A 19547-nucleotide genomic window follows, 5' to 3' on the forward strand; every position below is an offset into this window, starting at 1 on the left:
GCCTATTCGTGGGGTTCGGGGCGGGAACGGCTGGTGGCGCTTTGCGGCCTGTTTTCCACCGGGGCATTGTTACTTGCCATGGCCGCTTTCAACTCCGTTGCGGCCTTCACCGTCATCCGGTTTCTGGCCGGCGTCGCCAGCGCGCTGACCATGATCTTCACCTCGCAGATCGTTATCGGCCATGCCGTCAAGGCGGGCAGGGACAGCATTCAGGCGCTGCATTATGGCGGCGTCGGCGCCGGCATCGCGATCTCCTCGCTTGCGGTCTATCTGATCGGCGTTGTTTTTGACGGTGGCGGCTCCTCATGGCGAGAGGAGTGGATCGCAGGCGCTGTCTTTTCCTTCATCACATTCATTCTCGTCTGGCGGGTGCTGCCCGCAGGCCCGCCGCGACATGCATCCTCGGTGGCGGAGCCGCCGCTCAACTGGACGCGGCCGCTCTTCCTGACAACGCTGGCCTATGGGCTTTTCGGTTTCGGTTACGTCATCACCGCCACCTTCATCGTGGCGATTGCCCGAATGGCCGCTGCCGGCGCTTTCGTGGAGTTTCTGGCCTGGTTCATCACCGGCTGCGCCGCCGCCATTTCGCTTTTCCTCTGGAAACCGGTCTTGAAATCGCAGGGGCTGAAACGCGCCTTCGTCATCGTTCTTGCCATGGAAGCCGCCGGCGTCTTCGCTTCCGTCATGCTGCCGCCGGTGCCGGGTGTTCTCGTCGGAGGCCTGCTTCTCGGGCTGACCTTCATGGTCATCACCGCCTATGGCCTGCAGCTCGGCCGGGAATTTGCCGGGCCGAGCCCGCGTCGCGCCTTTGCGCTGATGACGGCCGCTTTCGGCACGGGCCAGATTGTCGGGCCGCTGGCCGCCGGCTGGATTGCCGAGGCGACGGGAAGTTTTACCGCGCCCAGCATTCTTGCTTCCGCTGTGCTCGTCGTCAGCATTCTGCTGATGTTGCCGGTGCTCGCCACGGAGCGGCGGCGCTAGGCTGCGGGCCGTCTTTTCCTGTCTCTAATTCGGTGTTTCCGGCGGGCATCGCCCGCCATCTGCGCCTTACATCTTGTTAAGGTCAGCGCTTCTTCATTGCTGTGCACAAATTTCTGCCCTAGGTTCGGGCCAATAAGTGCTTCGCCAATAATGGCTGATTTCAAACGCGCGTGAGTTCGAAACGTGTTTCATTCCTTCTTTCCCAAACCGAAAATCTTCTTCACGTCGGCCGCGCTGTGGACAATCGTGTGCATCGTTGTCTGGTACAGTGTCGGCCCGCAGATCGGCGCGGCCATCGGCCTGCCGCCATTGGCGCCCGGACAGACCGCGCCCATCGGGCTCGCCTATTTCTTCTCGCCCGACAATCTTTGGTTCTATCTCTATTTCACGATCTTCGTCGCCATATTCGGCATTACATGGCAGCTGGTCGCGAAGGATCACCCATGGACCGCATGGTCCATCTGGGGATCGGCTTTCATCATTTTCATCGCCTATTTTGCGGTGCAGGTTTCCGTGGCGCTGAACAACTGGCGCGGCCCGTTCTTCGATCTTCTGCAAAATGCGCTCGCCAAGCAAGGCGACGTGACGGCCGCGCAGTTTTACGATTATCAGCTCAAGTTCCTTGAGATCGGCGCTGTCGGCGTGGTGATGAATGTGGTGACCGCCTTCTTCACCAACCATTATGTGTTCCGCTGGCGTACGGCCATGAACGACTACTACATGTCGAAATGGGACAAGCTGCGCCATATCGAGGGTGCATCCCAGCGTATCCAGGAAGATACGATGCGGTTCGCCAATATTCTCGAAGGGCTGGGCGTCACGCTCATCAATTCCGTGATGACGCTGGTGGTGTTCCTGCCGCTCCTGTTCCGCATGTCCGAACATGTGGGCGACCTGCCGGTGATTGGCGCCATTCCGCACGCGCTTTTCTGGCTGGCGATCGTCTGGTCGATCTTCGGCACCGCGCTGCTTGCGCTTGCCGGTATCAAGCTGCCGGGGCTTAACTTCCGCAACCAGCGTGTGGAGGCGGCCTATCGCAAGGAGCTGGTTTATGGCGAGGACCATGCCGACCGGGCCGATCCCGTAACGGTGCGGGAGCTGTTCGCTAATGTGCGCAGAAACTATTTCCGCATGTACTGGCACTATCTCTATTTCAACGTGGCACGTTATTCCTACGGCCAGCTCGATGCGATCTTCCTGAACTTCATCCTGATCCCGACATTCGTTGCCGGGCGGATCACCATGGGCATCTGGCAGCAGATCGCCACGGCCTTCGGTGAGGTCAGCAATTCCTTCCAGTATCTGGTGAATTACTGGTCGACGATCATCGAACTGCTTTCCATCCACAAACGTCTTGTGGCCTTCGAAGCCGCGATCGGTGACAAGCCGCTGCCGGATATTGATGAGCGCTATCTGCGACGCGAGGCCGAGGACGGCGAACTGGCGGCGAACCGCCCCTGAGCAAACAAAAAGGCGGCCAGACGGCCGCCTTTTTCATGAATCGAGAGGCTTCACCCCTCGGTCTTCTGTTTCTTCCGCGCCTCGATCATCGGCATCGCCTCGGCATAGCTCACACAGGCGACATCCTGCCTGCCGCAGACTTCGCGCAGCAGCCGCTCATAGGCGTTCCAATAGGCGCCGCCATTCATCTTCACGAAGTGAAAGCCCATCTGCAGCGGAATGCGCTCGCCATTATATTGCCTGTCGAATGCATTGCGGAAGGCCGTATAGGCGCGGTCCTCGAATTCTTTCGAACGATCCGGCGTCTCGACGCCGATGGAGTGGCGGATGAAGAGATTGTAGTCCATGGCAATGATCGGGCGGTTGCCCGGACCTTCGGGAATGAGCGGCAGGCCGAAATGCTCTATGCCGTCGCGCTCGACCGGCCATTCCGGTCCCTTGGTGATGCTGGTGGCGTCATAGACGAAACGGTGCTTTTTTTGCGCTTCGGTCAGCGCCGGCCCCTGCGAGAGATAGGGCGCGCGGAAACCATTGATCTTTTTCACCATCTCGCGCCAGCCTTCGGGCTCCTCGCCCTTCTTGCCGATCATCTGCCAGGCGTTTTCCAGCGTGCTGGTGAAGGTGGTGAATTCGCCGTCCCATTGTTCGGCGGTCCATTGCCCGCCATCGAAATGGCCGCAGGTGTGGTTGCCGATTTCGTGACCCTCGCGATAGGCGGCCCAGATGTTTCTGAGCCTTGCCTCCACCTCTTCCGGCGACTGGCCGAAACCCACATTGGAGCGACCCGCCTTCTGGCCGGGTCCCTGATAGGTCTTGGCGCTGGTCTTCCTGTCCATCACCAGCGTGCAGGCCAGGAAATAGGTGAAATGCGCGCCGACTTGCCTGCCCGTCGCACGGCTTCTTTCCCACAGCGAATTGTCGCCCGCACCGTCGAAGGACACGATGACGAGCTGCTTCGGCTTCTCAGCCTCTTCGGCAAAGGCGGGAAGGGCGGCGAGAAGCGACAGGGCAAAGGTGGCAAATGGGCGAAACATCAGTTATCCGTCATATGAAACACCGTGGCCTTTTGCGGGTGGAATAAGGCGAAGCTTTGAATAGTCTGGCGTTTTCATGACTTTCGGCCTAATTCCTGTTGCAGCTTGCGGTGATAGGGCCGCTTCGTTCCACCGGGGGACCGTGTTTCATGCTTTTTCTCGCACTCTGTCTTGCCTTGTTTCTGCTGACGCATCTTTTGAAGGTGGTCGCACCGCAATTTCGCGCGCGGATGATCGCGTCGATGGGAGAGGGGCCTTTCAAGGGCGTCTATTCGCTCGTCAGCCTCATCACGCTCGGCCTCGTCATCTATGCCTTTGGCGAAGCGCGGCAGGAAACCGGAATGGTGTGGTATCCGCCGGTCTGGACGAGCCATCTCGCGGTGACCCTGATGCTGCCGGCGATGATCTGTCTTGTCGCCAGCCTCATCCCGGCTGGCTACATCGCGGTGAAGACGAAACATCCGCTCATCCTCTCGGTCAAGATCTGGGCGCTCGCGCATCTTCTGGCCAATGGCGAGACGTCTTCCATCCTTCTTTTCGCATCGTTCCTCGCCTGGGGCGTGGTGATGCGGATTTCGCTGAAGCGCCGGGAAAGAGCGGGCGAAAAAGTGGTCCGGGACTTCGTTTCAGGCCGCTACGATCTGGTGGCCATCGTCGGCGGCATCGTTCTCTGGGGTGCTTTCATCCTGAAACTGCACGAATGGTTGATCGGCGTTCAGCCCATCGTCCTGTAGGAAATCAACGTTTCCCCCTTACATATCAGGCAAAATAGGCTAGAAGGCCGACCATGACCCGGTCGGTCTTGCTTTTGCTGACCCGGGTAAGCGGCTTGGTATGTCCGCGAACGGATGGATCGGCGACGATCTCCGCGCGGGTAACGGAGAATTTGATGGCAAACGAAAATGATACCTTTATCCGCGAAGTGAACGAGCAGATCCGTTCCGAGCAGCTGTCGCGCTTCTGGGGCCGTTACGGTATCGTGGTCGTGGGTGCGGCCGTTCTCGTGGTTCTCGGCGCCGCCGGCGCCGGTATCTACGAATACTGGAACACCAGCCGCGCTTCCAATTCCGGCGACCAGTTCCTTGCGGCGCTGAAGCTCGCTTCGGACAACAAGACGGATGAGGCGTTGAAGGCCTTCGCCGATCTCGAAACCTCCGGTCATGGCAATTATCCGGTTCTGGCGAAGTTCCGCTCGGCCACGCTGCTGTCGCAGAAGGGCGATGCGGCCGGCGCCATCGCCGCCTTCACCGCCATCGGCAACGATACATCCGCGCCGCAGGTCTTCCGCGATACCGCCAAGGTGCGCGCAGCCTGGCTGCTGGTGGATAACGGCACCTACGATCAGGTCGTGGCGCTGGCGGAGCCGCTCAGCGCCGAGGGCCAGACCATGCGCGCCTCCGCCCGCGAAGCTCTGGGTCTCGCCGCCTACAAGGCCGGCGATTTCGCCAAGGCGAAACAATGGTTCGAGCAGATCGTCAGCGACACGCAGGCGCCGCGCAACGTGACGAACCGCGCGCAGATCATGCTCGACAATATCACCGCTTCCGGCAAGGCTGCCTAACGCCGCTGCGCCACGCAGGATCGCGCCGGCATTCTGTGCATTGCCAAAGCGATCCAACTCATTATTTTTACGCATGTCCTTTGCCCAAAACAGGTAACGTTTTGGGCAGACGTGCTTTAAGGAACTAGGATCAATGAGCTTCACCGTCGCCATAGTCGGGCGCCCCAATGTCGGCAAGTCCACGCTTTTCAACCGTCTCGTCGGAAAGAAGCTGGCGCTGGTGGACGATACGCCGGGTGTGACCCGCGACCGCCGCCCCGGCGAGGCGAAGCTTGTCGACCTGCGTTTCACCATCATCGATACCGCCGGTCTGGAGCAATCCGGGCCAGAAACGCTTCAGGGCCGTATGTGGGCGCAGACGGAAGCGGCGATTGACGATGCCGATGTGACGCTGTTTGTCGTGGACGCCAAGGCGGGCCTGACGCCGGCCGACGAGACGCTGGCGGAGATGCTGCGCCGTCGCGGCAAGCCGGTGGTGCTGGTGGCCAACAAGTCCGAAGCGCGCGGCTCGGACGCCGGTTTCTACGACGCCTTCACGCTCGGCCTCGGTGATCCCTGCCCGATCTCGGCCGAACACGGTCAGGGCATGATCGACCTGCGCGACGCCATTGTCGAGGCAATCGGCGAAGACGTCGCTTTCCCGCCTGAGGTGGATGAGGCGGAAACGGATATCGTTCTGCCGCGCAGCGAGCCGGGCAGCGAGGACGAGGAAGACGAAGAGCCGGTTTACGATGAGACCAAGCCGCTGCGCGTCGCCATCATCGGCCGGCCGAATGCGGGCAAGTCGACGCTGATCAACCGCTTCCTCGGTGAAGACCGTTTGTTGACCGGCCCCGAAGCCGGCATTACCCGCGACAGTATTTCGGTCGAATGGGACTGGCGCGGCCGCACCATCAAGATGTTTGACACGGCCGGCATGCGCCGCAAGGCCAAGGTGACGGAGAAGCTGGAAAAGCTTTCGGTGGCGGATTCGCTGCGCTCCATCCGTTTTGCCGAAACCGTGGTGATCGTGTTCGACAGCACCATCCCATTCGAAAAGCAGGATTTGCAGCTGGTCGATCTCGTCATCCGCGAAGGCCGCGCCGCCGTGCTGGCCTTCAACAAATGGGACCTGGTGGAAGACCCGCAGGCCTATCTGGCCGATCTGCGGGAGAAAACCGAGCGGCTTCTGCCGCAGGCGCGCGGCATTCGTGCCGTGCCGATTTCCGGCCAGACGGGTTATGGTCTCGACCGGCTGATGCAGAATATCATCGATACCGACAAGGTCTGGAACCGCCGCATCTCCACCGCCCGCCTCAACCGCTGGCTGGATTCGCAGACGACCCAGCATCCGCCGCCGGCCGTTTCCGGCCGTCGCCTGAAGCTGAAATATATGACGCAGGTAAAGGCCCGCCCGCCGGCCTTCATGATTTCCTGCACGCGGCCGGAAGCTATCCCGGAAAGCTATACGCGTTATCTGGTGAACGGTCTGCGCAAGGATTTCGACATGCCGGGCGTGCCGATCCGTGTGCATTATCGTGGGTCTGACAATCCGTTCGAGAGCAAGGCGAAGAAGAGGCGATGATCTGACGCGGGCGTCGGGGCCTTTTTCTTCTCCCCATCGGGGAGAAGGGTGGCCCGAAGGGCCGGATGAGGGGGTAACCTCTCCGTATGCTGCTGGCCTCGCCCCCTCATCCCGCTGCCGCGGACTTCTCCCCCTCGGGGAGAAGAAACAAGGGGCGCCCGCTCGTCCCAATTTCACGGTTTTGAAGAGTAAAAGACCATGCTGATCAAGCAGACCGACTATCACCGGATTTACCGCGTCATCAACAGCCTGCTCATCAGCCAGAATGCCGATCCCGCCTCGGCCTCCATGTATTTCAGCACCTTCGGCGCCTTCATCCTGCAGCAGCATTACAAGGTGAAGGCGGTGCCGAAGGGCGGGCTTGCGGCCTATAATCTCGGTGGAACCGTGCTGCTGTTCGCCGATCACCGCGAAGACGGTTATGTGACGGGCGCGGGCGAGAACTTCCACTGCTGGGTGGAGGCGGATGGCTGGGCGATCGATTTCATGGCCCCGGCATTTTCGGAAGGCGCCGATGGGCTTTCCGTGCCGGCGAAAATGTTCCAGCGGCCGCTTGTCGCCATGGCGGCATCCATCAACGATCTCGGACAATCCGGCGATTTCTTTTACCGCTCCGAGCCTGAAGCCACGGCCAAGCGCTTTGCCGACTGGCACAAACAGGCGATGATCGGCGATATGGCGAGCGTTGCCGCCAACTGGTTCCGCAAGTCACCGAAACAGATGGCCGCATCGCTTTCGGTAACGGATCGCGACGGCAAGGCGCGAACCGTGCCGCTTTCCGGCCAGATGCTCACCGGAGCATGGTGAAGGCAGGTTAAGCCGCAGGGCGTCGATCCCGAAGGTTTTGTCAGCAAAAGGTCTTTTGATTTATAAGGGCAATGTTGCTACGCAGACTGGGCTTCAACAGCGACGGGATTGACGTGTTCCTATGGCCGATGACACCATTTCAATAAGCTTCACGCCCGATCCGAAACATGTGCCCGACTATGTCCACGGCTATCAACATCAGGCCTATGAAAATTACAGCATGATTTTCGACAAGGCCTGGGCTCGCCATTTTGCCTCGGCGAGAGTGAAGCTGTCGATATTTGCGGGAGTGGCTGCCGGTTTCATCTATTCCATAAGCCTGCCGTGGTTTCCGGGCGTCTGGCCGGTTGTCGGTTATTGGGTGTTTGCACCCGCACCGTTTGTGGCCCTCACCATCTGGTACATTATCTGGCAAGGCGCCAGACGGGAGATGAAATCCTACTACGAGGTCCTGGCACATTGGAATATTGCCAATGATCGGATGTATTCGCCTCACACGGAGGTCGAGATAGGACCCGAGGGCTACAAGCAGGTCACAAGACTGGACACCGTGCAGTTGAGCTGGGCGCGCTATCATCTCGCACTCACGCCGCCGGACAGTCTGGTGCTGGTTTTCCACGGGACGGTGGCCGTCATACCCAACAGCGCCCTGCCGATTGCTGCAAAGGACATCATGGAGAAGATCAATCACTGGTGCGCAGCCCAGCAGAAAGAGCTTCTTCCCTTATCCTGAAGCAGCATCTGAAAATGGCGGTATCATCCGGAAACAGAGGACGGCCAGCGTGTTCTCGCGGCAGCCGCCTGACGTCAATCAGCAGCCCGACCCCGTTCTAAAGATAACGGCAGTCGCGTCCTGATTGCCTTGTGACATTCCCGCTTCGTTTCGTCCACCGTTCCCGAACAGAATCTCGGGGATCGCCCTCATGCAGGTTGAGAACGGGATAGCAGCGGCAGGGATTTTCCGGCGGCGTGGATGACGTTGTCGAGGAATTGCCGCGAGGCTTTTTCCCAGCTGTAGCTTCTGGAAAGCGTCAGCGCCTCCTGCGGCGAACAATGAAGCGCCGCGAGACAGGCATCGCGAAGATTGTCGTCCAGCGCACCGGCTGCCGGGTTGCCGCCGAGAATATCGATCGGTCCGGTGACGGGGAAGGCGGCCACGGGCACGCCGCTTGCCAGCGCTTCCAGAATGGTGTTGCCGAACGTATCGGTCTTCGAGGGGAAAACGAAGACATCGGCCTGCGCATAGGCGTCGGCCAGCTCCTCACCGGTCTTGACGCCGGTGAACAAAACGTCCGGATATTTCTCCTGCAATTCTTGGCGGGCAGGGCCGTCGCCGATGACCACCTTCGAACCCGGCAGGTCCAGTTCCAGAAATTCCGGCAGGTTCTTCTCCACCGCCACACGTCCCACCGTCATGAAGATCGGGCGCGGCAGGTCGAAAGGCAGCTTTGCTTTCGGGCGGGGATGGAAAAGCTCGGCGTCGATGCCGCGGCTCCAGCGCTTCAGATTGCGCACGCCGCGCGCTTCCAGTTCGGTCTCAAGGCTCGGCGTCGCCACCATGCAGGTGTTGCCGCCATTGTGGAACCAGCGCACGAAGGCGTAAAGCCAGCTTTCCGGCACGGGGAAGCGCGCCGCCACATATTCGGGAAAGCGGGTGTGATAGCTGGTGGAAAAACGCATGCGGTTCTTCACGCACCAGCGTCGCGCCATGAAACCCAGCGGCCCTTCCGTCGCAATATGCACGAAGGAAGGCTGGCTTTTTTCGATCTCCGCCGCCACACGGTGATAACCGGCAACCGAAAGGCGGATTTCCGGATAGGTGGGGCAGGGGATGCTGTAAAAACTCTGCGGCGTGACCATGCGTACATCGACGCCGAGCCGCGCGAGTTCGGTATTGGTGTTTTCTATGGAGCGAACCACGCCGTTGACCTGCGGGTGCCAGGCATCTGTGACAATCGTGATTCTCGTCATGAAACACTGATCCTGCTCATCTGCGCGCGGGCGAATCCCCATTGCCCGGCTTCTGCCCGTATATGCGGCGTGCGTGTTACAGGATCATGTCAGGGTGTGTGACGGCGGGGAAGCGTGGTTTGCGCGCAGAAGTTTGCGGTTGTCCACGGCGCTCCCCCGGTGCGGCGGAGCCTTATCCCACCAGCGGCAGCAGCTCGGGGCTGATCAGCGCGCCGTGGTGACCGATGACGGTTGCCGCCGCCCTTGCCGCGAAGGTGGCCGCTTCCTCCGGCGAACTGCCGGTCACATAACGGGCGAGGAAAGCGCCGTTGAAGCTGTCGCCGGCGCTTGTCGTATCCACCACGTCCACGGCTTTCACCGCCGGGGCGTGACTGCGGCTGCCGCCGAAATCGAGCGTCGCGCCCTTGGCGCCGTCCTTCACGACGATGTTTTCGACGCCAAGCGAACGGTAGCGGTCGATGGTCGCTTCCACGGAGACATCGCCGAAATGGCTCGCCTCGTCATCGAAGCTCGGCATGACAAGCGTTGCGGCGCGAGCACCGTTGGAGATGGTCTCGAGCATCGTATCTCTGTCGGCCCACAGGCGCGGACGGATGTTGGGGTCGAAGACCACCAGCTTGCCCGCCGCCCTGGCGCGGCGCAGTTCGGCGAGGAACGTATCGACATCATGGGCGGAGGCGAGAATGGCGAGCGTGATGCCGGAGAAATAGACCACATCGGCGCTTTCCACCGTCCTGCGCAGGTGGTCCGCATCGGCGGCGAGCTGCCTTGCGGCGGCGGCGTTGCGCCAGTAGCTGAAGGTGCGCTCGCCGTCCTTCAGGTTGATGAGGTAAAGGCCGGGCGTGCCGCCCTTGATGCGGCGGATTTTCTCCGTGCCGATGCCGGCTTCGGCAATGAAGGTCAGCATGTCTTCAGAGAGAGGATCGTCGCCGAGTGCGGTGAAATAATCGACCGACCAGTCGCCTGGCAGGCAGGCCCGGGCATACCAGGCGGTATTGAACGTATCGCCGGCAAAACCCTTGCGCAGCAGCCCGTTGCCGGCCTGCGACAGTTCCACCATGCATTCGCCAATCGACAGAAACCGTCCGCCCACGCCGTCATCCTCCCGTTTTTTCCAGCCATGCGGCTTACGACGAGTGCGCGCCGCTGACAAGGGCGGTTCTGGCCGATTGTGCATCTGCGAAGTTCCGGTTTACGCGGCGGCGACAGCTTTATATTCTCCGCTTAAACCATCAGGAGATCGCCCATGCCGCTAACCCATGCCCCGGTCCACAAACCCCAAGCGCAATCGGACTGGTGGAAGGGAGCGGTGATCTATCAGGTCTATCCGCGTTCGTTTCAGGATACGACCGGCGACGGTTTCGGCGATCTTGCCGGGGTGACGAAACGCCTGCCCTATATCGCCTCGCTCGGTGTCGACGGCATCTGGCTCTCGCCCTTCTTCACCTCGCCCATGGCCGATATGGGGTATGACGTTTCCGATTATTGCAATGTCGATCCGATGTTCGGCACGCTTGCCGATTTCGACGCGCTGATGGCAGAGGCGCACCGGCTGGGGCTGAAGGTCATCATCGATCAGGTCATCTCGCACACGTCGGACCAGCATCCATGGTTCGTGGACAGCCGGGCGAGCCGGACCAACAGCAAGGCCGACTGGTATGTCTGGGCCAATCCCAAGCCGGATGGCACGGCACCCACCAACTGGCTTTCCGTGTTCGGCGGCCCGGCATGGGAATGGGACGGCGTGCGCAAGCAATATTACATGCACAGCTTCCTCGCCTCACAGCCGGATCTCAATTTCCACAATCGCGAGGTTCAGGATGCGCTCCTCGAAACCGTGCGTTTCTGGCTGGATCGCGGGGTGGACGGTTTCCGGCTCGATACCGTCAACCATTATTTCCATGACAAGCTTTTGCGCGACAACCCGCCGCTTTTCGATGAGGAAAGTTTCGGTCTCGATGCTTCCGACGTCAATCCCTACGGTATGCAGGACCATCTCTACGACAAGACGCGGCCGGAAAACGTGGCTTTCCTGAAGCGTTTTCGCGGGCTGCTCGATGAATATGACGGCCGCGCCACGGTGGGCGAGGTGGGAGACGGGGCGCGGTCGCTGAAGACGGTGGCGGCCTATACGTCCGGTAATGACAAGCTCAACATGTGTTATACGTTCGACCTGCTGGGTCCGGATTTCAGCGCGAAGCATCTGCGCGCCTCGGTCGAGACCTTCGGCAAGGTGGTGACGGATGGCTGGGTGTGCTGGGCCTTTTCCAACCACGATGTGGTGCGCCACCTCAGCCGTTTTTCCGAAAGCGCGGAGGAGCAGATGCGGGTGGCGAAGCTTGCCATCTGCGTTCTCGCCAGCCTGCGCGGTTCCATATGTCTCTATCAGGGCGAAGAACTGGGTTTGACCGAGGCGGAACTCGCCTTTGAGGATCTGCGCGATCCCTACGGCATCCGCTTCTGGCCCGCCTTCAAGGGGCGGGACGGATGCCGCACGCCGATGGCGTGGGAGACCGGCAAGCCGAATGCCGGTTTTTCAAGCGCTGAAAAGCCCTGGCTGCCGGTGCCCTATGTTCATGCCATGCAGGCTGTGGATGCGCAGGAGCGCAAGCCGGATTCGGTTCTGAACCATTACCGCGCGGTTTTGTCCTTCCGAAAAGGTCACGGCGCGCTGCGCGACGGTGATATGCACTTCATCAAGACCAATCTCGATGTGCTGGCCTTCACGCGCCAGAAGGGCGATGAAAAACTGCTCTTCGTTTTCAACCTCACCCGCGAACCGGTGGAATTCCCGATACCGAAGGCCATGCGGGTCACCGATATATTGCCGCTGCCGGGTTTCGCACCGCTATTCGATGCGGGTATCGTGAAGCTCGAGGGGCTGGATGTGTTTTGCGGGGTCGTTGCATGAACGGGCAATTTGTCATCGAAACGGCTGGCGAAGCATCGCTCGATGAGTGGTCGCTTCTGCGGCACCGCTTGTGGCCGGATGCTTCACCCGCCGAACACAGGGCGGAATTGCAGAACGTTTCCGACAATGAGATTGGATTTATTGCCTATGATCCGGCGGGCATGGCCATCGGTTTTGCCGAAGCCAGCCTGCGGCACGATTACGTCAACGGATGCGACACCTCGCCCGTGGCGTTTCTCGAAGGCGTTTATGTGGAGGAGGCATTTCGCAAACAGGGCGTTGCGGCTGCTTTGATTGCCGAAGTAACCCGTTGGGCGACCAGCAAGGGTGTGAGCGAGCTTGCTTCCGATGCCGATATTTCCAATGTCGATTCACACCGCATGCATGCGGCGCTGGGATTTGAGGAAACGCAGCGGGTGGTTTATTTTCGCAAGTCTCTGCCTCTGGGTTCATAACCTCCCGGCGTTGTTCAGTCAGCGGATGATGTCAGTTTTCGCGGGCGCCTTCCGGCGATCACATGCGTCGCCATGATCGCGTCTTGGGTGATGAATAGTACTATTTAAGTATTGATGAAATTTATAACATTTTCAAATTGGATTAATTCATGATTGGAGATTAAATATATTCATTTTTATAATGGTTACGCAGTAATTTTTTTACATTTACTTCGCTGTTGGCGAGCCTTGGGCAAGCTTCCAGTATTAATCATTGAAACCTACAGATTTTCGGTCTCCACCCATAAAGTGAAGCAGGGATTGTCATGTCCGTTTCAATCAAGAATTTCAATCAGCCCAATACCGCGAATTCCACCTCGCCGCGCGCCAAAGCTAAGGCCGCCCCTCCATCCATCCGAGAGGTCTTCCTTTCCGGACAATCGGCAGCCCGCGCATCAACACCGAAACCAGCCCCCAAAACCTCGTCAGCCGACTATATCGCATCGCCCGACTTCATGCGGAATCTGAGGGCCAAGCTTTCCCTGGCGGGGGACGATCCGGCGCAATATCTGCGCGCCCGGTCGATGATGAGCGCTCTCGAGCGTGGGGCCCTGCAGGTTTCGAACCCCACCCAGGGCAAAACGATCAATGCGTGGGATCCGAACCAGAAAAACGCCAAGCCGACGACAGCCACTGACATTGCCAAGACCAACTGGGTGGATTTCCTCAACACGCAGCTGAAGCGCAGCGAAGACGGTGCGCTTTCCAGGGATGGAAGCGGTAGCTATGTCGACAATGCGACGGGAAAACACGCCTATTTTGGCAGGGTCGCGGGCAAATATTATTACGTCACCTGGCCTTCGGAGACGAAAGCATGAGGCCGCTCTCGCGGCCTCAAAATGCGGATTGAGCGTTTTCCGCTGCCTCCGGTCGGCAAGCCACGGTCAGATCAGCGCAAACCGGTCCACATCCACCATGCCCATATCGGAAATCTTCAGATGCGGGATGACGGGCAGCGGCAGGAAGGCCACCTGCAGGAAGGGTTCTTCCAGTGTCGTGCCGAGCGCATAGGCCGCTTTTCTAAGCGTGTGCAGCGTGTCTCGAACGGTCTCATAGGGTTCGAGGCTCATCAGCCCGGCGACCGGCAAAGCGATCTCGCCCGTCACCCTGCCGTCTTCCACCACCACGAAGCCGCCCTTGATTTCGCCGAGACGGTTGGCGGCCAGCGCCATGTCGTCTTCATTGACGCCGACGACGCAGATATTGTGGCTGTCATGGCCGACGGTGGAGGCGATGGCGCCCTTTTTCAGGCCGAAGCCCTGAACGAAACCGTTGGCATGGTTGCCGTTCTTGCCGTGGCGTTCGATGACGGCGACCTTGATGATGTCGTTCTCAAGATCGACGGTGGTCTGGTTGCCATCCGCCGGCAGCCTGTAACGGCGATGCTCGGTAATGATCTTGCCGGGAAGCACGCCCATGACGGGGCTTTCGCCCTCCGTGACCGGCACGCCGAAATGCGAGGCGAGCACGGGTCTTGCCTTGACGCTGTCGAGGCCGACGGGTGCGACCGGTTTGCGCGTGGCGAAGAGGGCGTCATCGACGATCCGCCCGCCGGAAAGCACCATGCTTGCCTTGCAGTTCTGCAGGCTGTCGACCACCACGAGATCGGCGCGCCAGCCCGGTGCGACAAGGCCGCGGTCGCGCAGGCCGAAGGCTTTTGCGGCGGAAATGGAGGCGGCGCGGTAGATGGCGAGCGGTTCCACGCCGCTGGCGATTGCGGTGCGGATCATATAGTCGAGATGGCCCTGTTCGGCGATGTCGAGCGGGTTGCGATCATCCGTGCAGAGGGCCAGATAGGGCGACAGGCGTTCGGTGATGATCGGCATCAGGGCGTGCAGGTCCTTCGAGACCGAGCCTTCGCGCACCAGAATATGCATGCCCTTCCGGATTTTCTCCAGCGCCTCAGTCGCGCTCGTGCATTCATGTTCGGTGCGGATGCCAGCGGCGAGATAGCCGTTCAGCGCCGTGCCGGAGAGAAGCGGTGCATGCCCGTCGATATGCTGGCCCTGGAACGCCTCGAGCTTCGCCATGCACACCGGATCCTTGTGGATGACGCCCGGAAAATTCATGAATTCGGCAAGCCCGATGACCTTCGGATGCCCCCGGAACGGCAGCAGCTTTTCGATGGGCAGATCGGCGCCGGCGGTTTCCAGATGGGTGGCGGGCACGCAGGAGGAGAGCTGCACGCGGATATCCATGATGGTTTCCATGGCGCTGTCGAGGAAGAACTGAAGCCCTTCCACGCCGAGAACATTGGCGATCTCGTGCGGGTCGCAAATGGCGGTGGTAACGCCATAGGGTAAAACGCAGCGGTCGAATTCGTGCGGCGTCACCAGCGACGATTCGATATGGAGATGCGTATCGATGAAACCCGGAACGACGATCTTTCCGGAAATGTCGATTTCCTGTCGCCCCTTGTAGTTCTCGCAGGTGCCGACGATGGTGTCGCCACAGATGGCGATATCCGAGGCGACGAGTTCTCCGGTGACGAGGTCGAAGAAGCGCCCGCCCTTGAGAACCATGTCCGCCGGTTCACGGCCCGTACCCTGATCGATGCGCGTTTCAAGTCTGGAATTCATGCGGGTTTCTTCGGCTCCTGATTTGCGTCGTATGCGAGAATTTTCACTATTTACATTCTGTGGTTGTTTCTTGGTCTATTCGGATTGATTCTTTGAGTTTTAAATATATCCAGAGTAAAAAATTTTCATATTTGTGTTATTTAATCTTCCGAGGTGCAAGTTTAGGCAGGGTTGGGAAGACTTGACTTCACCTTTATAGTTTAGCCGGTTGCGCGCCGACATTTTTACGAATTACGGTTTCAGGTTATCATTCCCGGGAAGGAAAATAAAAGCATCTGATGCTCAAACGAATTTCCACCCAGCAACTGACGATTGGCATGTTTATCGAAGCGGTCGAAGGAACGCTTTCGAACCAGGGATTTTTAAAGCGGCACCGCTTTCTTTTGCGGCACGAGGAATTAATGCGTCAATTGAAATCAAGCGGCGCCGAAAGCATCGTCATCAACACGGCCAGGGGATACGATACCGAAGGCAGCGCGCGTTCCGTGGCGGTTTCGTCGCAACCGGGCAATTGCCCGGAAACCGTCGCTGCGGTTACCCACGCCGTACGCTCGGCCGCCGATGCGATTGCCGAGACCTTTGCTTCCGCAGAAGCCGGCGGTGGTGTTTCGCTGAAGGGCATGGCTGCGGCGGCGGGCAAGATTTCCGATGCCGTACAGTCGAACCCGGCGATTTTCATCGGCGTCACCCGCCTGAAATCGAAAGATGAAACGACCTTCGTGCACTCGGTCTCCGTCAGCGGGCTGATGATCCTCTTCGGCAATTATCTCGGGCTCGACAGGGGAACGGTCAATCTGCTCGGCATCAGCGGGTTGCTGCATGATATCGGCAAGGTGGAAATCCCCTCATCGATCCTCAACAAGGCGGAAGGGTTGAGCGCCAGCGAGCGGGAAATCATTAATCTCCATCCCGCATTCGGCCGGGATATATTGTCGCGCAATGTGCAGATGCCGGAGATGGTGCTCGATGTCTGCTTCAATCATCATGAGCGGATGGATGGCGGCGGTTATCCGAGCGGCCGTGCGGGCAGCCAGATCAGCCTCTATGCGCGTATCGCGGCGATTTGCGACGTCTATGACGCCGTCACCTCGGTCAGGCCCTACAAGAAGCCGTGGACGGCGAATGATGCGCTGACCTGGATGCTGCGGCGGGAGGGGCATTTCGACATGCAGCTGCTGAAGAAATTCGCGCTGTGCATTTCCGCCTCGCTGCCGAGGGGTTAGTTGCCGAAGATGATCGCCATGTTCAGGCTGTCGATGTAACGCCCGTCGATCAGAACGGCATCACGGCCCCGGCCTTCATGCACAAAACCGATCTTTTCATAAAGCGCGATTGCCCGGGCATTGTCCGCATGCACGCTCAGTTCCACACGGTGCAGCCCGCATTGACGGGCGGCATCGAGCGTCTGCCGCATCAGCTGTCCACCCAGCCCCTTGTCGCGATAGGCCGGCAGGATGCCCATGCCGAGCGTGCCGCGATGGGCATGGGTGGGTCTGCTCTCGCGGCGAATATCGCACCAGCCGACCACCTTGCCATCCGCAATCGCCACGAATTGCGGATGGTCGTTTTCGATCATGTCGAGAACGAAGGCGCGGACCGAATCGAGCGGCGGCGCCTCCAGGAAGCTCAGATATTTCCGCTCGCGCGACACCGCATCGAGAGCACGGTGAAAGCTTTCAACGTGCTCCGCCCGGATGGGTTCGATGCTGATGGTGTCGGCAGCAGCCATCATGCCGCCTTCGTCTTCGCCTTGCGGGTCAGATGCACCACCACGTTTTCGATCATGCGCATGCCGGCGTCCTGGCCGAGCGTCATGATTGATTCCGGGTGGAACTGAACGGCGGCCACCGGTTCCTTGGCATGTTCGATGCCCATGATCGTGCCGTCCTCGCTTTCCGCCGTGATGATGAAATCACGCGGAAGGGTGGAGGGGTCGGCGAAGATCGAGTGGTAACGGCCGACGGTTACTTCCTTGCCGAGACCGGAGAAGACGAGACCGGGCTCCAGCACGCGGATGCGTGAGGGCTTGCCGTGCATCGGCACCGCAAGCTGGCGAAGTTCGCCGCCATAGGCTTCCGCCAGTGCCTGAAGGCCGAGGCAGACGCCGAAGATCGGCAATTCGCGGGCGCGGGCGGCCTTGATCGTTGCCTTGCAGTCGAAATCCGTCGGGCTGCCCGGTCCGGGAGAGAGCACGACGAGATCGGGCTGGAAGCGATCGAACACCTCTGCCGCAACCGGCGTTCTGACGGTGGAGACGGTCGCGCCCGTCTGGCGGAAATAATTCGCCAGCGTGTGCACGAAACTGTCTTCGTGGTCGACGAGCAGGATCTTCACACCGGTGCCTACCTTGGCGGCGTCGCGCTTGGTGGAAGCGGCGTTGGTGGCTTTCGCATCGCGAATGGCGGCAATCATGGCGGATGCCTTCAGCTCGGTTTCGGCTTCTTCTTCCTGCGGATTGGAATCGTTAAGCAGCGTCGCACCCGCACGCACTTCGGCAATGCCGTCCTTGATGCGGATGGTGCGCAGCGTCAGGCCGGTATTCATGTCGCCGTTGAAACCGACCATGCCGATTGCGCCGCCATACCAGGCGCGCGGGCTCTTTTCATGACCTTCGATGAAGCGCATGGCCCAGAGTTTCGGCGCACCGGTGACGGTGACGGCCCAGGCGTGGCTGAGGAAGCCGTCAAAGGCGTCCATGTCATCGCGCAGGCGGCCTTCGATGTGGTCAACCGTGTGGATGAGGCGCGAATACATCTCGATCTGGCGGCGGCCGATGACCTTTACCGAACCCGGTTCGCAGACGCGGCTCTTGTCGTTGCGGTCCACATCCGAGCACATGGTGAGTTCGGATTCGTCCTTCTTCGAATTGAGCAGTTTCAGGATCTGCTCGCTGTCGGCAATCGGATCGTCGCCACGCTTGATGGTGCCGGAAATCGGGCAGGTCTCGATGCGGCGGCCGGAGACGCGCACGAACATTTCCGGCGAAGCGCCGACCAGATATTCCTGATGGCCGAGATTGATGAAGAAGGAATAGGGCGAGGGATTGATCGCCTTCAGGCGGCGGGAGATCGCCGACGGATTGCTCTCGCAACGCTCCATGAATTTCTGGCCGGGAACGACCTCGAACAGATCGCCGCGGCGGAAGCTTTCCTTGGCTTTCACCACCAGTTCGGAATATTCGCCGGGACGGTGATCGCCCTTGGGCGGGATCGTATCGGTGGTCTTGAAGGGATCGGGCGTAATGTCGGAGGATTTGCCGTCCGTCGTCACGCCGGCCTTTTCGAAATCGTAGCGGTCGATCCAGGCCTTGGCGGAATAGTGGTCAACGACGAGGATTTCGTCGGGCAGAAACAGCACCATGTCGCGCTGGTCTTCCGGGCGCGCCAGCGACAGCTTGATCGCGTCGAACTGGAAGGCGAGATCGTAACCGAAGGCGCCGAACAGGCCGATGGCCGAATCCGCATTCGAATAAAAGAGGTCGACGATGGCGCGCAGCGCCGTGAAGACGGTCGGGATTTTCGAGCGTTCTTCTTCCGTGAAAACGCGGTCCGGTTCGTTGACAGTCAGATCGAGACGGCGCGTGGTGGAAGCGCCAAGCGTGAGATCGGGCGTCGCCTTCAGCTTCTCGGTGATGAAGGAAAGCAGCACTTCGCCGCGGCCATTATAGGCCTCGATCCACATTTTGCGGCCGAAACAGGAAATGCCGAGCGGCGGGTCGACGATGGCCGTATCCCAGCGGGTGTAACGGCCCGGATATTCGTAGTTGGACGAAAAAACCGCGCCGCGATGGGAATCGAGCTTTTCGATATAATTATCGATGGCGCTGGCGTAATCGGCGGGCCGACGCTTTCGGCTGACCTTGATGCCGCCTTTCGTCTCGTAGGTTTCCGCTCCGTCATCCTGAATGATCGTTACCATTTCTCTCATACTTCCCGTTGTTCAGGCCCGATGACAGGCGGCATAATAACAAAAAAGCCGCCTGAAAATTCGGGCGGCTTGGACTTTGTCTGAAGACATGACTGGTCAAGGCCGCGAAAAGCTGCCCCACCACCAGTTAGCAATGTTCTTAGACACGATGTTCATGGGAAAATTGTTAGCGCGCACGATCCGCCTTGGCAAGCGGATTTCGGTGAGGGAATGAACCTTACGGGCCGTCGCGGCGTTGCACTCCTGCCGAAACGGTC

At 59.8% G+C, this 19547-nt stretch carries 17 protein-coding genes; 11 read left to right on the forward strand and 6 right to left on the reverse strand.

All coding sequences use genetic code 11. From position 1 onward, the window contains the following. Both EM858_RS20020 and sbmA read left to right on the forward strand, forming a co-directional pair. The coding region (locus tag EM858_RS20020) for a YbfB/YjiJ family MFS transporter (RefSeq protein WP_127757756.1) at positions 1 to 981 on the forward strand (981 nt) is incomplete at its 5' end. Positions 982 to 1164: 183 nt separating this feature from the next. Beyond that, the gene (sbmA, locus tag EM858_RS20025; RefSeq protein ID WP_080816126.1) at positions 1165 to 2442 is read left to right on the forward strand and encodes a peptide antibiotic transporter SbmA; all 1278 of its coding nucleotides are present in this window, start codon (positions 1165 to 1167) and stop codon (positions 2440 to 2442) included. 50 nt (positions 2443 to 2492) lie between these two features. Here the strand turns inward: sbmA and EM858_RS20030 are convergent, their stop codons facing one another. Beyond that, positions 2493 to 3476 carry a polysaccharide deacetylase gene (locus EM858_RS20030; protein WP_127757757.1) on the reverse strand — a complete coding sequence of 328 codons (984 nt, stop codon included), beginning with the start codon at positions 3474 to 3476 and terminating at the stop codon, positions 2493 to 2495. Between the two features lie 149 nt (positions 3477 to 3625). On the opposite strand from EM858_RS20030, the gene EM858_RS20035 reads away from it, so the two are divergent. The 5 genes from EM858_RS20035 to EM858_RS20055 all read left to right on the forward strand — a co-directional run bounded on the left by EM858_RS20035 (position 3626) and on the right by EM858_RS20055 (position 8141). Then, the gene (locus EM858_RS20035) at positions 3626 to 4210 is read left to right on the forward strand and encodes an NnrU family protein (protein ID WP_127757758.1); all 585 of its coding nucleotides are present in this window, start codon (positions 3626 to 3628) and stop codon (positions 4208 to 4210) included. 155 nt (positions 4211 to 4365) lie between these two features. Continuing rightward, positions 4366 to 5037 (forward strand): tetratricopeptide repeat protein, encoded by a 672-nt coding sequence (locus EM858_RS20040; protein WP_127757759.1) that lies wholly within the window; start codon positions 4366 to 4368, stop codon positions 5035 to 5037. Between the two features lie 133 nt (positions 5038 to 5170). Then, the gene (der, locus tag EM858_RS20045; protein ID WP_003524225.1) at positions 5171 to 6601 is read left to right on the forward strand and encodes a ribosome biogenesis GTPase Der; all 1431 of its coding nucleotides are present in this window, start codon (positions 5171 to 5173) and stop codon (positions 6599 to 6601) included. Positions 6602 to 6799: 198 nt separating this feature from the next. Continuing rightward, positions 6800 to 7408: a DUF2026 domain-containing protein gene (locus EM858_RS20050; RefSeq protein WP_127757760.1), complete on the forward strand. Its 609-nt coding sequence runs from the start codon at positions 6800 to 6802 to the stop codon at positions 7406 to 7408. A 121-nt stretch (positions 7409 to 7529) separates the two neighbouring features. Then, entirely contained in the window at positions 7530 to 8141 is a 612-nt protein-coding gene (locus EM858_RS20055) for a hypothetical protein (protein ID WP_164865498.1), read from the forward strand. A gap of 188 nt (positions 8142 to 8329) precedes the next feature. On the opposite strand, the gene EM858_RS20060 is transcribed toward EM858_RS20055, so the two are convergent. After that, positions 8330 to 9379, reverse strand: a complete 1050-nt coding sequence (locus EM858_RS20060) for a bifunctional monoglucosyl/glucuronosyl diacylglycerol synthase (RefSeq protein WP_127757761.1) — start codon at positions 9377 to 9379, stop codon at positions 8330 to 8332. Between the two features lie 172 nt (positions 9380 to 9551). Continuing rightward, on the reverse strand, positions 9552 to 10472 hold the full coding sequence (locus EM858_RS20065) for a sugar kinase (protein ID WP_164865499.1): 921 nt from the start codon (positions 10470 to 10472) through the stop codon (positions 9552 to 9554). 153 nt (positions 10473 to 10625) lie between these two features. On the opposite strand from EM858_RS20065, the gene EM858_RS20070 reads away from it, so the two are divergent. The 3 genes from EM858_RS20070 to EM858_RS20080 all read left to right on the forward strand — a co-directional run bounded on the left by EM858_RS20070 (position 10626) and on the right by EM858_RS20080 (position 13602). Further along, positions 10626 to 12290, forward strand: a complete 1665-nt coding sequence (locus EM858_RS20070; protein WP_127757762.1) for an alpha-glucosidase family protein — start codon at positions 10626 to 10628, stop codon at positions 12288 to 12290. After that, complete coding sequence (gene aac(6'), locus EM858_RS20075; RefSeq protein WP_127757763.1) at positions 12287 to 12745, forward strand: aminoglycoside 6'-N-acetyltransferase; 459 nt, start codon at positions 12287 to 12289, stop codon at positions 12743 to 12745. Before EM858_RS20070 ends, aac(6') begins: the two co-directional genes overlap by 4 nt. Before the next feature lie 305 nt (positions 12746 to 13050). Further along, on the forward strand, positions 13051 to 13602 hold the full coding sequence (locus EM858_RS20080; protein ID WP_127757764.1) for a hypothetical protein: 552 nt from the start codon (positions 13051 to 13053) through the stop codon (positions 13600 to 13602). 66 nt (positions 13603 to 13668) lie between these two features. Here the strand turns inward: EM858_RS20080 and ade are convergent, their stop codons facing one another. Beyond that, positions 13669 to 15363 carry an adenine deaminase gene (gene ade / locus EM858_RS20085; protein WP_127757765.1) on the reverse strand — a complete coding sequence of 565 codons (1695 nt, stop codon included), beginning with the start codon at positions 15361 to 15363 and terminating at the stop codon, positions 13669 to 13671. Positions 15364 to 15641: 278 nt separating this feature from the next. Between ade and EM858_RS20090 the strand changes: the two genes are divergently transcribed. Further along, on the forward strand, positions 15642 to 16586 hold the full coding sequence (locus EM858_RS20090; RefSeq protein ID WP_127757766.1) for an HD-GYP domain-containing protein: 945 nt from the start codon (positions 15642 to 15644) through the stop codon (positions 16584 to 16586). On the opposite strand, the gene EM858_RS20095 is transcribed toward EM858_RS20090, so the two are convergent. After that, complete coding sequence (locus EM858_RS20095; protein ID WP_164865500.1) at positions 16583 to 17095, reverse strand: GNAT family protein; 513 nt, start codon at positions 17093 to 17095, stop codon at positions 16583 to 16585. The two genes, EM858_RS20090 and EM858_RS20095, sit on opposite strands and share 4 nt — an antisense overlap. After that, on the reverse strand, positions 17092 to 19281 hold the full coding sequence (locus tag EM858_RS20100; protein WP_127757767.1) for an anthranilate synthase: 2190 nt from the start codon (positions 19279 to 19281) through the stop codon (positions 17092 to 17094). The genes EM858_RS20095 and EM858_RS20100 overlap by 4 nt, the downstream gene beginning before the upstream one ends. Positions 19282 to 19547: the final 266 nt, after the last annotated feature.

The organism is Agrobacterium sp. CNPSo 2736, from assembly GCF_004005385.1.
GTDB classification, from domain to species: domain Bacteria; phylum Pseudomonadota; class Alphaproteobacteria; order Rhizobiales; family Rhizobiaceae; genus Agrobacterium; species Agrobacterium leguminum.